This window comes from Nocardioides jensenii JCM 1364 = NBRC 14755, assembly GCF_001552535.1.
Lineage (GTDB): Bacteria > Actinomycetota > Actinomycetes > Propionibacteriales > Nocardioidaceae > Nocardioides > Nocardioides jensenii.
This window is the reverse complement of record NZ_BCRJ01000001.1, coordinates 25,320-38,794: the sequence shown is the minus strand read 5'-3', so window position 1 is coordinate 38,794 and position 13,475 is coordinate 25,320. Positions and strand designations below refer to the sequence as shown.

General features: G+C 68.2%; 19 protein-coding genes and 1 tRNA gene. 7 read left to right on the top strand and 13 right to left on the bottom strand.

Translation table 11 applies throughout. The features are described 5' to 3' along the window. Positions 1-7: 7 nt before the first annotated feature. Positions 8-80 (bottom strand) — tRNA-His (locus NJ4_RS00225). Positions 81-128: 48 nt separating this feature from the next. Then, on the bottom strand, positions 129-764 hold the full coding sequence (gene orn / locus NJ4_RS00220; RefSeq protein WP_067428428.1) for an oligoribonuclease: 636 nt from the start codon (positions 762-764) through the stop codon (positions 129-131). A 75-nt stretch (positions 765-839) separates the two neighbouring features. Between orn and NJ4_RS00215 the strand changes: the two genes are divergently transcribed. From NJ4_RS00215 to NJ4_RS00185, 7 genes are all read left to right on the top strand, one after another. Then, entirely contained in the window at positions 840-1,292 is a 453-nt protein-coding gene (locus NJ4_RS00215) for a MauE/DoxX family redox-associated membrane protein (protein WP_067428425.1), read from the top strand. Positions 1,293-1,305: 13 nt separating this feature from the next. Then, on the top strand, positions 1,306-2,079 hold the full coding sequence (locus tag NJ4_RS00210; protein ID WP_169799189.1) for a DsbA family protein: 774 nt from the start codon (positions 1,306-1,308) through the stop codon (positions 2,077-2,079). A gap of 40 nt (positions 2,080-2,119) precedes the next feature. Next, a complete protein-coding gene (locus NJ4_RS00205; RefSeq protein ID WP_067428419.1) occupies positions 2,120-2,383 on the top strand; it encodes a hypothetical protein in 264 nt (87 codons plus the stop codon). A 42-nt stretch (positions 2,384-2,425) separates the two neighbouring features. Further along, positions 2,426-3,685, top strand: coding sequence for a hypothetical protein (locus NJ4_RS00200; RefSeq protein ID WP_067428416.1), 1,260 nt, complete (start codon positions 2,426-2,428; stop codon positions 3,683-3,685). Further along, positions 3,682-4,371 (top strand): glycosyltransferase family protein, encoded by a 690-nt coding sequence (locus NJ4_RS00195; RefSeq protein WP_067428413.1) that lies wholly within the window; start codon positions 3,682-3,684, stop codon positions 4,369-4,371. Before NJ4_RS00200 ends, NJ4_RS00195 begins: the two co-directional genes overlap by 4 nt. After that, a complete protein-coding gene (locus NJ4_RS00190) occupies positions 4,368-5,303 on the top strand; it encodes a hypothetical protein (RefSeq protein WP_067428410.1) in 936 nt (311 codons plus the stop codon). Before NJ4_RS00195 ends, NJ4_RS00190 begins: the two co-directional genes overlap by 4 nt. A gap of 213 nt (positions 5,304-5,516) precedes the next feature. After that, entirely contained in the window at positions 5,517-5,840 is a 324-nt protein-coding gene (locus NJ4_RS00185) for a DUF2510 domain-containing protein (RefSeq protein WP_067428408.1), read from the top strand. Positions 5,841-6,054: 214 nt separating this feature from the next. Here NJ4_RS00185 and NJ4_RS00180 read toward each other — a convergent pair whose 3' ends face one another. The 11 genes from NJ4_RS00180 to NJ4_RS00135 all read right to left on the bottom strand — a co-directional run bounded on the left by NJ4_RS00180 (position 6,055) and on the right by NJ4_RS00135 (position 13,456). Further along, a complete protein-coding gene (locus NJ4_RS00180; RefSeq protein ID WP_157550499.1) occupies positions 6,055-6,969 on the bottom strand; it encodes a tyrosine-type recombinase/integrase in 915 nt (304 codons plus the stop codon). 157 nt (positions 6,970-7,126) lie between these two features. After that, on the bottom strand, positions 7,127-9,214 hold the full coding sequence (locus NJ4_RS00175) for a glycoside hydrolase family protein (RefSeq protein WP_067428402.1): 2,088 nt from the start codon (positions 9,212-9,214) through the stop codon (positions 7,127-7,129). A 2-nt stretch (positions 9,215-9,216) separates the two neighbouring features. Next, positions 9,217-10,299 carry a hypothetical protein gene (locus NJ4_RS00170; protein WP_067428399.1) on the bottom strand — a complete coding sequence of 361 codons (1,083 nt, stop codon included), beginning with the start codon at positions 10,297-10,299 and terminating at the stop codon, positions 9,217-9,219. Then, on the bottom strand, positions 10,286-10,513 hold the full coding sequence (locus NJ4_RS00165) for a hypothetical protein (RefSeq protein WP_067428397.1): 228 nt from the start codon (positions 10,511-10,513) through the stop codon (positions 10,286-10,288). Before NJ4_RS00165 ends, NJ4_RS00170 begins: the two co-directional genes overlap by 14 nt. A gap of 5 nt (positions 10,514-10,518) precedes the next feature. Next, the gene (locus NJ4_RS00160; RefSeq protein ID WP_067428395.1) at positions 10,519-10,722 is read right to left on the bottom strand and encodes a holin; all 204 of its coding nucleotides are present in this window, start codon (positions 10,720-10,722) and stop codon (positions 10,519-10,521) included. Between the two features lie 8 nt (positions 10,723-10,730). Beyond that, the gene (locus NJ4_RS26205) at positions 10,731-12,245 is read right to left on the bottom strand and encodes an endonuclease/exonuclease/phosphatase family protein (protein ID WP_174524569.1); all 1,515 of its coding nucleotides are present in this window, start codon (positions 12,243-12,245) and stop codon (positions 10,731-10,733) included. Next, positions 12,242-12,379 carry a hypothetical protein gene (locus NJ4_RS25395; protein WP_157550497.1) on the bottom strand — a complete coding sequence of 46 codons (138 nt, stop codon included), beginning with the start codon at positions 12,377-12,379 and terminating at the stop codon, positions 12,242-12,244. Before NJ4_RS25395 ends, NJ4_RS26205 begins: the two co-directional genes overlap by 4 nt. 9 nt (positions 12,380-12,388) lie before the next feature. Beyond that, positions 12,389-12,694, bottom strand: a complete 306-nt coding sequence (locus NJ4_RS00150; RefSeq protein WP_067428394.1) for a putative phage holin — start codon at positions 12,692-12,694, stop codon at positions 12,389-12,391. Then, positions 12,691-12,888 carry a DUF7620 family protein gene (locus NJ4_RS00145; protein WP_157550495.1) on the bottom strand — a complete coding sequence of 66 codons (198 nt, stop codon included), beginning with the start codon at positions 12,886-12,888 and terminating at the stop codon, positions 12,691-12,693. Before NJ4_RS00145 ends, NJ4_RS00150 begins: the two co-directional genes overlap by 4 nt. Beyond that, positions 12,885-13,169, bottom strand: coding sequence for a hypothetical protein (locus tag NJ4_RS00140; RefSeq protein WP_157550493.1), 285 nt, complete (start codon positions 13,167-13,169; stop codon positions 12,885-12,887). Before NJ4_RS00140 ends, NJ4_RS00145 begins: the two co-directional genes overlap by 4 nt. Next, positions 13,166-13,456 (bottom strand): hypothetical protein, encoded by a 291-nt coding sequence (locus tag NJ4_RS00135; RefSeq protein WP_169799188.1) that lies wholly within the window; start codon positions 13,454-13,456, stop codon positions 13,166-13,168. The genes NJ4_RS00140 and NJ4_RS00135 overlap by 4 nt, the downstream gene beginning before the upstream one ends. Positions 13,457-13,475 lie beyond the last annotated feature (19 nt).

Genomic DNA, 13,475 nt, shown 5'->3' with positions numbered 1-13,475 from the left:
TTCTCGGGGTGAGTAACGGGACTTGAACCCGCGACATCCGCCACCACAAGGCGGCGCTCTACCAGCTGAGCTATACCCACCATGGGCACGACGCCGAAGCGGCGTGACCGGAGAGGAGTTTAGCCATCTCAGGGGGTCTTGGGCGAATCGGGGTCGGCCAGCCCGGTCAACGATCCGCCGTGACGGGCCGCGATCTCGCGTGCGGTGTTGCTGTCCGGGCCCGGGCTGGGCTGGAACACGGCTTCGCGGTAGTAGCGCAGCTCCTCGATGCTCTCCTGGATGTCGGCCAGGGCGCGGTGGTTCCCGCGCTTGGGCGGCGAGGAGAAGTAGGCCTTGGGGAACCAGCGGCGGGAGAGCTCCTTGATGGAGGAGACATCGACGATCCGGTAGTGCAGGAACGACTCGAGCTCGTTCATGTCGCGGGCCAGGAACGCGCGGTCGGTGGCGACCGTGTTGCCGGCCAGCGGCGGACGCGAACCGTCGGGGCAGTGCTGCTTGATGTAGGCCAGGACCTGCTGCTCCGCATCGGCCATGGTGATGCCGTCCTCGAGCTCCTCGAGCAGGCCGGACTTCGTGTGCATGTCACGCACGAACTCGTTCATCTGGTCGAGGGCAGCGGCCGGGGGCTTGATGATCAGGTCGATTCCGTCACCGAGCACGTTGAGCTCGAAGTCGGTCACCAAGGCGGCCACTTCGATCAGCGCGTCGTTGACCAGGTCGAGTCCGGTCATCTCGCAGTCGATCCACACAAGTCGTTCGTTCACCCGGACGACACTAACGGGTGTGGCGGCAGAGGCCGATTCAGTCTCGTCTCAGGTGATGGTCCTACTGTCTGACGCATGGTGGGATGGATCGGTCTGCTCGCGCGTCTCGTGGTCGGCGGGGTGTGGATCGTCGCGGGCGCGCTGAAGCTCCCTGATCCGGCCGCCAGCGTTCGCGCCGTTCGTGCGTATGACCTGTTGCCCGAGGCCGTCGTACCCACCCTGGGACACGTGCTGCCGCTGGTCGAGATCGTGGTCGGCCTCTGCCTGGTGCTCGGCGTGCTCGTGCGACCGGTGGCGTTGGTGTCGGCATTGTTGTGCGTGGCGTTCATCATCGGCATCGCGTCGGCCTGGCAGCGTGGCCTGCAGATCGAGTGCGGCTGTTTCGGCGGCGGTGGCTACGACGCGAACGCCACCGACGACTACCCGTGGGAGATCGCCCGGGACGTCGGCCTGTTGGTCGCCTCCGGCTTCCTGGTGTGGCGCCGGCGGACCCGGCTCGCCTTCGACAACGTGATGTTCACCCCCTGAGAGAATGGTTCGCATGCCCTCCCCGTACAACACGAACCCGCCACCCGCCCCGGGCTCCGGCAAACGCAACGCCTTCATCGGCGGAGGCATCGCGCTGGTCCTCCTGCTGATCGTCGGCATCGGCTTGGTGATCCAGGCCAACCGGGACACCACCGGCGACGAGGGGAAGGTACCGGGCTCGTCGTCGAGCGACCGGAGCACACCCACCGAGTCGACCAGCCCGGATGCCACGCCGGCCAAGGGTGCGCCGGCGCTCGCGGACACCTACGGACTCGGCGTCGGCGATCCGGATGCGCCGGTCAAGGTGGAGGTCTTCGAGGACTACCAGTGCCCCTACTGCATGCAGTTCGAGGAGGCCTCCCACGAGGAGCTCCAGCAGGCGGCAGCCGAGGGTGACGTCTACCTGGTCTACCGGCCGATGGCCTTCATCAACGACTACTCCGGTCGGGCGCTGAACGCCTTCGGGGTCGTGCTCGACGCCTCGGGTGGCGAGGTGGCGCTGAAGTTCCACGACCTGCTGTTCGCGAACCAGCCGTCCGAGAGTGGTCCCTACCCGAGCAATGACGACCTGATCGACCTGGCCGTCCAGGCCGGCGCCGACGAGGACCAGATCCGTCGCGGCGTCGAGCGCTCGGAGTTCGGCCAGTGGGTCGTCAACGCCAGCGACGCCGCCTCCAAGCGCGGCGTCAACGGGACCCCGGCGATCTTCGTCGACGGCGATCCCGTGACCGGCGGCTCGATCCAGGACCTGGTCGACAAGACCATGGCCGCCGTCGAGGCCGGCTGACCTGACTCCGGACTGCCTCAAGGTCTGAGAGACTCCGCTCATGAAGGTCGAGCGAGTCCAGCGTTGGGTGATGTCCGCACTGCTGACCACGGTCGGCTTCATCCTCGCCGGTGGGCTCTGCTTCCTCGCGGCGGTCGCGGACCGGCCGGGTGCCCGGCCGGGGCTGCTGATCATCGCAGCGATCGTCGGCACGATCACCCTCGCCGGGGTGCGCACCATCAACCAGCTCAGCATCCTGTCCGCCTGGCTGGTGCTGGGGCTGGTTCCCTCAGCAGTCGGGGCCTGGTTCCTGCTGCTCCACTGACGGCCGGGTTTGGTCGGGCCGGTGAGCGGTTAGCATCCCTGCGTGATCATGCGCCGGGCCCTCGTGGCCCTCTTTCTCGGGTGGTGCCTGGTGGCATCCGTGTCGCCCGCTTCGGCCGATGACCGGTCGACCACGATGCCGAAGCAGATGAAGGCCACCGGCGTCTACCTCGAGGCGTCCCCGGCTCAGGGTGACCTCGCGTTGTGGCGCAAGCGGCTCGAGGCCGGCGTCAAGAAGGCCGATCTCGGTGTGCCGCTGCACGTGGCGCTGTGGACCGAGGCCGAGGACCTGTGGCCCAAGCCTTCCGACATGACCGACAACGACGACGCCGGCGTGCTGCGGGTGCTGGGCCTGCCCCGGCACAGCGTCGCCCTCCTGAGCTCCGAGACCGGGTTCGTGCTGATCGAGCACGACGTCACCGGCCGCGCGGCCGATCCCATCGAGGCCTGGGAGACCCGGGCCCAGGCAGTCGTACGCCGCATCGTGGCTGCCAGTCCGGACCCCGAGCGCTACCTCTCGATGACCTCGGTGGCCCAGGCCTGGGTCTACCTGCGACTGGCTGCTCCGAACGCGCCGGCGCCGCAGAAGCTGGTGGCCGAGCTCTCCGGCGACGTGTCGCTGCTCGACGACTCCGCGGCCGGGCCCGAGGACCCGCTCCTCGCCGACGACGGCGAGGACGTCTACTCCGATCCGCGGACCTTTGTCGCGGCCGGCGTCGTGGTGCTGGGGGCGATCGCGCTGTTCCTCTACCAGACCAAGGTTGGTCGTCGTGCCACCCTGGCGGAGCGGGTGGCCGCCCCGACGACACGTGGGCCGGACCTGCTCCTCGCCTCACTCACCCCGCTCGCCGTCGAGCAGGAGGTCACCGACCTCGCCGAACAGGTCGCCGGGTCCGACGTTTCTCCAGGTGATCCGGCCTACGACGCGGCCCAGGGGTTCCTCGACGCGGCCGCGAAGTACGTCGACTCCGACCGGGAACGCGACCGTGTCGGCGTGCATCTCCTTGTCGCCGACGGCCGGGTGGCGCTGGCGGGGGAGGACCCGCCGCGTCGCTGCTACTTCCACCCGATGCACGCTGCGACCACCTCGGTGAAGCGGCGCGAGGTCTCTCTGCCCTGCTGCCCGTCGTGTGCGGGCGCGGTCACCCGAGGTGCGGCGCCACCGGCGTTGCTGGTGACCGGTGACGACGGTGAGGTGCGGGCCTACTACGAGACCGACGACGTGTGGACGAGCACCGGCTACGGCGCGATCGACGAGCGCTGGGCCAGGCGTGCGCTGCTCGCCGCGTTGGGGGCACGATGACGACCAGCGAGGTCAAGCTGAAGGGCGTGAAGTGGTTCTTCGTCGGCCTCTGCACGCTCAGCTCGATCGGGTGGATCTTCCTGCTGTTCACCGCCGACACGGTCTTCGAGCGCTCCGACCACGACGAACCGGTGGCCGACGTCGGCCTGCGCACGCCGTACGTCGACGAGGTGGCGGCCGCGCTCCGCGCAGACGCGATGTACGTCGACCCGCTGCTCGCCGACACCGTCGGTCACTTCGTGGACACCGATGGAGTGCGGGCGGCGGTGGAGGCGAGCGAGACACCGGTGTTCGTCAGCGCCGTGCCCACCCAGGGCTTCGAACCGCAGGACGACCGGGTGCTGCTGAGCCGGATCGCGTCGGCCACCGACCGTGACGGCGTCTATCTGCTCTACGACGAGAGGGGTCACGTCGAATACCTCAAGCGAGGTCTCGGTGAGCGCCTCTACCTCTACCCCGACTACGAGAGCTCCTCCGAGACCGCGGTGCGCACGCTCGTCGAGGCCGTCGACGACGCGGTCGAGAACGAACGTGAGAGGGACAAGGGTTCGGACTACACCGAGAGCCCGCTGGTCATGGGCGGGTTCATGGGTCTCACGTTCGCCGTGCCGCTGTGGTACCTGATGAAGTTCATCCGCTGGTCCGCGCGACGCGACCGCTCCTACCTGAAGGGATTCAAGGAGTGAGGACCCTGCTCGCAGCGTTGGTGGCGACGGCCTGGCTGGTCGTCGGCGCGGTCATCGTGGGGCCGGTGTCCGCCGTGCCGGCTCGCTCGGAGGTCGCCGAGCCCGACGTCACCGTGCAGAGGGGAACCGGCTTCAGCGCGGCGCAGCTGCGGGAGATCCGCGAGCTGGTGGCGGAGGCCAGGATCCCGACTCGGGTGCGCATCCTCGCCCGGCTGCCGAAGGCGGCGGATGCCTCTCCCCAGTTGCACGCCCAGCACCTGGAGCTGGCTCGCTTCAAAGGGGACCGAACCCCGGGACTGACCCTGGTCTACTCGCCCGGAACGATTCCCGAGTACGGCGGGTTCGAGACCGTGCCGAAGGACGAGCGGGACGTCACCTACTCGTTGGAGGTCGCCGAGCGTCTGGCGGGCCCAGCTCGAGCGAGGTTCGTCGAGCTGGTGCGCATGGGCACCACCCGAACCGGTGCCGAACGCTTCGACGAGGAGCTGGCCAAGATCTGGGAGGACCCGGAGGTCTCCGACTCGGGGTCCGGCAGCCGGACCGAGCCGCCGAGCACGAAGGTGAAGGTGGCCCGCTGGGCGGTGCTCGTCGGGGCGGTGGTGCTCGTGCTGCTGGTCGTGGTCTTCCGGGCGCGCGCCATCGGTGGCTGGTGGCGGCGTCGCGGTCGCGCCCGGGGGCTCGAGGAGGCGGCCGATCGGGCCCAGACCAAGAACCTCGCCGACCAGGCGAAGGCCGACGTGATGGCGTTCGGCGCGGCGATCGATGCCGAACGGATGGACGAGCACGACGCGCTCGAGCTGTGGAACCTGGCGCTCGACGACTATGACCAGGCCTCCAGGCTGCTGGACGCCGCGAGGGCGCCGGCCGATCACGAGAAGGTGATCGTGATCTGTGCGCGCGGCCGGGGTCGGCTGGCCAGCGCTCAGCGCTGAGGTGGCGGCTGGGTCCGGGCGGGTCGTCCGGCACGGCAATGGCCCCGCAATCTCATACATTGCGGGATTTGCCGACGATTCAGACTCAGATCGGGGCCAAAATGGGTGCTGATGTAGCAACAAAGTAGCAACGCCTCTGAGATCCGCATTCGGGCGCGTGACGGCGCGCGGCATTCCTGAGACAGAAAGCCGGCCCGGTGGCATCATTGAGAGATGGCCAAGGTCAAGCTGACGCCGCCGGGTTGGTACCCCGACCCGGAGATGGCGAACACGATGCAGTTCTGGGACGGGCAGTTCTGGACGGGCCAACGCGTGCCAGCCTCACTCCCCGCCCAACGGCAGTGGCTCAGTGGCTGGTTCTTCGTGGCCGGGTTCGTCCTGGCGCTCGTGTTCCCCATCGGCGGCTTCGTCATGGCGATGATCGCGTTCGCCAAGAACGAAGCCGGGGGTGCTATCGGCCTCCTGCTCTTCTCTGCCCTGGGGTTCTACTGGTGGCTGGAAGCGCTCACGCCGAACTCGTCGTACGCCCTCGGGTAGGCCAACCGGGCGCAGTTGGTGGGCGGGGAAGTTGCCGAGGCGGGTGTAGGTGTCGTGGGTCCATGAGACGTTGGCGGTCCAGTGGCCGTCGTCGTCTTGGGTCCACATGCGGACCTCGCCGAACCACCACTCGCCGTCGACGAGCACCTCGCACTCAGGCCGGTCGGGGATCGCGTAGACGATCTGCTGGGCCATGGGCACAGGGTAGGCCCGGTCAGGCGCCGCCGGAGATGTACGCCGCCAGGGTGTGCACCGCGTGCCGGTCGAGGTTGCCGCGGGCTCGGTCGTACCGGTTCGTCGTCCGGGGGTCCGAGTGTCGGGCTGCGATCTGCACGTCGCGCAGCGGCACCCCGGCGTCCAGGGCGTTGGTCACCATCGCGTGCCTGAGGCTGTGCGGTGAGACCCTCTTGCGGATGCCGGCCCGTTTCGCCAACGACTTCACCCACCGTGCGGCCGTGCAGCGGTCCAGCTGCTCGCCGTCGGCCCGGAGGAGCAGGGGCCCTGTGGTGCGGTCCCCGCGGCAGGCGTCGAGTGCCCGGGCGACTGGGACGGGGAGCGGCATCGTGGCCGGCTTGTGGCCCTTGCCGATCACGGAGATGATCCGGTGGCCGCGCTCCTCGCGGTCGAGGAAGTTCTCGATCTGCACGTTGCAGGCCTCGGAGACTCGGAGCCCCAGCAGTCCGAGGAGGGTGACCAGAGCCCACCGGGTGTTGTCGAGGGTCCGGGCGGTGGCCAGGAGCGCGGAGAGCTCGAGGCGGTCGAGGCCCAGGGTCTTGGTTTCGTCGGACCAGACCTTCGGCATGCGGATGTACTCGGCTGGTGAGGCTGGGATGACGTTGTCGAGGGCGAGGAGCCGGTAGAACATCTTCAGCGTGGAGAGTGCGCCGGCGACGGAGGCGGGGCAGTTGGCGCGGTCGTCTTCGAGGTGGCGGGAGTAGAGCTCGAGGAGTGGCCTCGTGATCCCGGTGATGGGGTCGAGGTTGTGGGTGGCGCACCAGGCGAAGAAGATGCGGAGGCGGGTCCCGTAGAGGTCGCGGGTGGCGCCGTTGTAGCGGGCGAGGAATTGGGCGCCGTAGAGGTGCGCCGTGTTGTTGCTGGGTGCGACGAGGGTCGCGGTAGCGTTCGTCATGGTCACTGCTCCTGGTCTGAGGTCAGGGTGGTGGCAAGGCCTCGACGTCGGTTGCCGCCGGCGTCGGGGCCGCTTTGTTTGGAAATGGAAAGTACCCCCACCCCGTACCCGAGGGCAAGAGGTGGGGGTGTATCAATCCGAGCAGTTTGGTACAGGGTCAGGCGCTCGTCTTGCGGACGCGGCGGAGTCGGAGGGCGAGTATCCACACGGTGTCGTCAAAGACGTCCGAGGCGTTGCCCCACGCCCGTTCGATGCTGGCCTTGATGGGGCTGGCGCCCGACTTGAGGTCAATCTCGTTCGTGAGCGTGACCCACTGCGGGACATTGAGCGCATTGATAGCCGGGACCACAACCTGCCCGAACTGCCCGGTCGTCAGAGTGTCGCCCGCGCCCGCTTGCTGGTAGCGGGACTGGAGGACAATGCCGCCCGACAGTGCGCCACCATTGACGACGAGGGCCTCGACCACGAACGAGTGCCACTCAGCCGGGGGTGGCGGGAACGTGCCGACGACGCCACTGTTGGCCGTGTGCAGCAGCCCGCGAGCGGCCCAGCCCGTGATCGGCCCTGCGGCTGGTGCCCCCACGTAGGTGGAGAGGTCGTTTGCGAGCAGCCAGCGCTCGTCGGAGTCGGCATTGAACACGACCTCGCCGGGTTCGGGGAAGTTCCACGTCTCCCCGTCCTTGAAGTCAAGGTCACCGTAGTAGCCGATGCGCCAGATGGCGTTGTCGTGGGTGGTGCGGGTGTCGTCCATCGAGGAGGTCCACACGTCGAACCGGCCCTCGATGCCGGAGGCTGCGGGCTGCAACGTGGAGCGGTAGTGGCCGCGCTTGTCGAACCGGCTCCCGGAGAGCGGCACAGCCGGGGTGCTGGGGCCTGTCCACGCGAGCCCGTCCGCGCTCGTCCAGTGAAACAGCCGGTACGGGTCGGGGCCACCCGTTGCGGTGTTGATATCCACCAGTGCGTGGTAGGTGCCATCGACCTTCACGACGTCGATGTGCCAGACGTTGACGTAGGGGGCGGGGACGGTGGGGCGGCTGGTGATGACCGTGCGGGCAGCCCATGTGATGCCGTCTGCACTGGTGCGGCGGTAGATGGTGTTCTCACCACAGGTGAACATGGTGAAGCCACCACCCGGTTCCACGACGACAGCGGGGGATTCCTCGATGCCTGCGACGACCTGTTGGAACGGGGTCCACGTGATGCCGTCTGTGGAGGTGGTCAGGTAGCAGGTGTTGGTGACGCCCTGGTTGGTGCCTCGGAAGTAAAGCATCATCGTGGTGCCGTCTGCGGAGAGCACCATGTCGGTGTCGCTCCACCAGTCATACCCGGCGGGGAGGGCGGAGAATGGCACGATGGGGTTGGTGAGGCCAGCCGGGATCTCCCACTTTACGCCGTCGTTGGACGCGACGATGCTGGGGTTCTCTCGGGGGGCCGAGGGGAATGGCGTGAATGCCATCCAGTACTTGTACCCGTTCCACCCGGCAGGGACGTGCACGACGTCGGGGTGACCGGCTGAAGGGTTGCCGTCGTAGGTGGGCACGTTGAGCGGGAGCCGGGCGACCGCCTTGGGGGTCTGTGCGGTGACCTCTGCACCAATCGTGTCAGATAGTGCAGCCTTCGTCGGCCCGTCCACGGTGATGTAACCGGCCACACCCTCGTTCGATCCGCCCGGCCCGACCGGCAGCTCGCCCGCGTTCAGCTCAGTCCCGTCGGACAGGGTCGTGACCAGGTCACCGCCCACGATGCTCATGGCGGACACCGACTTGCCGGCCGGGCCGACCACGATCGACTGACCACCAGCAACCGGCACCGGAGCCAGCAGCGTCAGGTCGTTGGCCGTCACACCCTCGGGGAGCAGGTCGGCCGGGAGCGGGTGGAACGTGAACTGCGGGAACGTGACATCCGCGCCGGCGGCCTGCACGTTCTTGAACGTCACCTTGTAGGCGGCCTTGTCCCGGGCGATGCTCGGGTTCATCTTGGACGACCCCAGGTCGACGAGCCAAAGCCACTCCACCCCGTTCAACGAGATGTAGCCCGCCGAGTCGACCGTGGCCTCGATGATCGCGTGGCCGGCCATCCAGGGGGACGGGATGCCGCCGGCGACCTTGGTGTAGTTGATGATCGGCTCGAAGAGGACCGACCCCGAGTCGCACCAGACGGTGTCGGGGTTGCCGTCCTCGTCGACACCGTCGGCCCGGGTGATGCCGAGGCGGCCGACGATCTTGACGTAGTCGAGGTCAGCCATGGTCAGGACTCCTTGAGGGTGCGGTGGGGTGCGGTGGCGGATGCCTTGTAGGCGGCCTTGGCGAGCGGGAAGGTGTCGGTGGTGATGACGTTCGCCTGCACGGCGCCGTAACCGGACTTGTCGCGGGAGAACAAGATCGCGGCGTGGATGCCCAGTGCGGCCATGCGGGGGCGCAGGTTGGTGTAGAACTCCGCGCACTTCGCGTCACCGAACGTCTTGTCGATGGCGTACTCGGTGAATGCGATCGGCTGGCCGGCGTACCACGCGCGGGCGCGCAGCCACGTGAGCTTCGGCCCGGCCATGCCCTCGAAGGTGGTGGCGTCCCCGGTGTGGTGGGAGAAAACGTACGGGTCGAGGGTGATGATGTCGGGAGAGTTGAGCATCGAGCCGATGTGGTCGATCTCGCCCTGGCGGGAGTAGCCGTACCAGTAGGTGAACTTCACGCTGGGGCGCGCGGCTTTGATCCGGCTCTTCCAGCGGTTCCACGCCGCGGCGTAGTCCTCGTCGGTGGCGGTCCACGTGAACAGGTCGTGGTTGCGCTTGACCTCGAATTCGTGGTCGAAGGTGAACCAGATCTCACCCTTGTCGAGGGCGGCGAGCTGGGTGGCCCAGTAGTCGATCCACGAGTCTGCGGCACCGGCGGCGACCTGGGCGTGGGTCCACTTGCCGCCGACCATGGACACGGTCAGGTTGGGGATGATCCCGCGGGCGAGCTTGGCGTTCTCGGCCGCGGCGTTGATGGCCCACCCGGGCTTCTGGTCGGCCTGGTAGTACTGGGTCGACATGTCGGGGTAGGTGCCGAGGTTGTCGTGGTACTTGGTGTCGGGGTTCTCGGAGTGGTTGCCGAGGTAGACACCCATGAGGGGGACGAACTCTTCGACGGGTTCCGGGGTGGGGACCTGGGTCTCGAGGTCGACGATGCGGGCCCGGAGGTCGGCGATGGTGGCGTCCCTGTCGGCCACCGTGCGGGTCAGGTTGGCCACGTCGGTGTTCAGCTGGCTGTTGATGGCGGTGGCTTCGGTGAGTGCGGCGTCCCTGGCGGCGTCGTCGGCGTCATGTTGGGCGAACGTGTCAGCGAGGTTCATGGGCGCGTCCTCTCGGGACTGTGGTGCTGGGGTCGGGCGTGAAGAAGTGGATGGCCAGTGCTCCGAGAAGGGCGATGCCGACGGCTGGCCAGCGGCGGTGGAATGCGGTGACGGTGGGGAATCTTCGGGTCACGATGGCGGCGACCTCGTAGGAGCAGATCGCGGCGACGAGTGCCTTGGTGGTGGGGGTCTCGGGGATCGCGACGCGGGCCATGGTCGCTACTCGCGGCCGAAGAGCCCACGCTGCGCCAGCGTGGTCAGCAGGGACAGGACAGCACCACCCAGGGCCATGCCGCCGACGAGCTGCCAGTCGGCGTGCAGGGCGTTGATCTGGTCGGCTCCGATGGTCAGGAGCGCGGACTGGGCGGCGGTCTTGGCGGCCCGGTCGACGGTGTCGGTGTAGTAGGCGCGGATCTTGGACATGGTGTGCCTCACTTCTTGGGGAGGTTGTTGCGGGCTTCGCGGATCTTGCGGACCTCGGTCTTGAGGGCGTGGGCGCGGCCGGGGCGGGCGGCGCGGGCTGCGGCCATGAGGATCGCGGCGGCTTCGGTGAGGCCGGCGCGGGCCTGCTGGACGCGGGACTTCTTCGCAGGCTTCGGCTTGGGGTCCGGCTTCGGCGGGGTCGGCGTGACGCCCTTCGCCAGCTCGAGGACGCGGGCGAAGTCGAGGTTGCCGGGGTCACCGTGGTCGTTCTCGGGCACGTGCTGGTGACCACACCAGCCCTTCAGTGCACGCCACTGGGCGAACGTGAAGCGGTTCGGGTTGCTCTGCCCGTAGGAGGCCGGGTAGACCAGCCAGACCTGCGCGCCGGCCAGGGGGATGCCGTGCTCGGTGTCGCACCAGCGCAGGAACTCCGCGAGAGCGGCGAGTGCCCAGTCGGGGGCGTCTGGCCAGTAGATGTAGTCCACGCCGGCGCGCATCTTGCCCCAGCTGGTGCGGTGCGCGGGATCGCAGGTGCCGACGAGTTCGACCTGGGCGACGTTCAGGGTGTTCGTCTCGACGCCGCCCGCGTCGTTCTGCAGCGCGCGTGAGGATCGGTCCATGTCGAAGTGCTGTCGCCACAGGAGGCGCTTGGCCGGGATGTTCGGCTTGGCAGTGACGTTGGGTGCGGTGGCGCCACCGTTGTAGCCGGGCCAGTCGGTGCTCTCGGTGGTGTGGAGTACGCCGCAGTTGGCGTCCATGCTCGAGCCGGGGTAGCGGGACTGGAACCACTGCGTGGTGGTGTCGGCCTTCGGGTAGGTCTGGTCCTTCACGGTGATCTCCTGGTGCTCGGCGAGCGCCCGGTGGTCGGACGCAGGGTTGGGGACGATGCGGGGGTCAGACAGGTCGATGCCGCGGGCCAACGAGAAGTCGATGAACCGCTTCCCGTGCGTGCCGCCCTTCGCGGTGAGGGGCGTGTGCGCGAAGTCGGGGAAGTGCTTCGCGAGGAGTGCCCGCACCCACTTCTTGCGCAGGTGGAGGTTCCAGTCGCCGGTGATGACGACGGGCCCGTCGAGCTCGTCGACGTACGCGGCGAGGCCGACCAGCGCGGAGCGGTAGACCTTGCCCTGGGCGTTGTTCTTGAGTCCTCGCAGGCCATCCACCCCGGACGGCATGTGCACGACCAGGCGGTGGTGGCGTTGGCCTGTCTTGCGGTCCTCGACGATGACGTGGAGGGCGTAGCAGCGGGCCTTGCGCCTCGGGATAACCAGGGTGGACAGCCGGACTGTCTCCACCGAGACGACGCGCCAACGGTCGTTGCGGACCTGCAGCGCGCACTCGGGCTGCCCGTCCGTGCCGGTGCCGCGACACAGGCGCATCGTGGTGAAAGTCTTGAGCGCGTCGAGGTGGAGACGGACCTCGGTGTGGGAGAGGAAGTCGGCACCTTGGGCGACCCAGGCTTCGACGCCCATGCGTACGCCGGAGTCGGGTCGGTTCCATTCGCCGGAGGCGTGCAGGGACTTCACGAGGTCTCCTCGGGGTAGATGCCGGGCAGGGGGACGTCGTGGCAGTCGCAGTCGTTCATGTCGCACCGGAGCAGGTGGTGCTCGTGCGGGCAGGCCGGACAACCCATCTGCCGGGAGACGGGTCGGGTGGCCACGAGAAGGGCCTAGGGGTGTTTCCGGAGACGCCGGCGCAACTGCACGGCCAACGCGAGGAACTGCATCCACGCCCCGCACACGATCAGGGCATAGACGCTGAGGCGCACGACGTCGCGCAACGCGTAGTTGTCACCGAACGCCTTGTAGGCCAACGAGATGTCGATCAGAAACGCCAGGCCGAGCGAGGACGTCATCAGGGCCCGGCCGACCAGCGACCGCCACCACGGCGCGGAGAGCCCGTACAGCAACGGGAAGACAGTGGCCGGGGGCGCGGCCGCCACGATCAGCAGCAAAGCCAGCATGTCGGCGCTCATGGCTTCCTCCCTTGGAACGACGTAGCGATCGCTGAGGCAAAGTGGTTGTGCTCCCGCAGCTCGCGCAGGCGGGCAGCAAGAGCTTCGATGGCCGGGGTCTCGGCCTGGGCCTGCTCGAGGTCGCGTTCAGCCTGCTCGCGTGCCTCGGTGGCCTCGCTGGGGCGGCCGAGGCGGCGCTTCCACACCCACTTCACGGGCACCCACCCCCTCCAGAATTGTCGGGGCCCTTCTGGATGGATCGCATGATCGATTCGACGGTGCGGCCCACCTCGGAGAGGTGCTGGATCTGCGAGTCCTTCTCGATGATCTGCTGGTCTTTGATCCGGGACTCGGTGCGCCACTCCTGGGCCTCGTGCACCTTGTCGTCGTAGGTGCGGCGGGGGACCAGTCGGCCGGTGAGGATCATCAGCACGACGAGCGCCAGGAGTGCCGGGGGCCCGTACTCGACGACGGGGATGCCGTCGATGAGCATCACGCGCCACCGAGGGCGAGCTGCAGGGCGTCCAGGACGACGCCTTGGAGGAGATCCTCGCCCAGTGCGGCGACTGCGGCGCCGATGTTCCCGTCGACGATCGCGGCTGAGACGGCGTCGTAGATGGTGGGGTTGGTGGCCACGGCCCACACGAGGGAGTCGAGGCCGATGGCCGCGGTGGGGTTCCCGGCGTTGTTCCACTGGTGCACTCGGACGATGGCTTCGATGCGGCCGCGTAGCCCGACGTTGACGGTGGTGGCGTACATGATCTGTGACGGGGACTGGGTCACGGTTCCTCCCGAGGTGGCG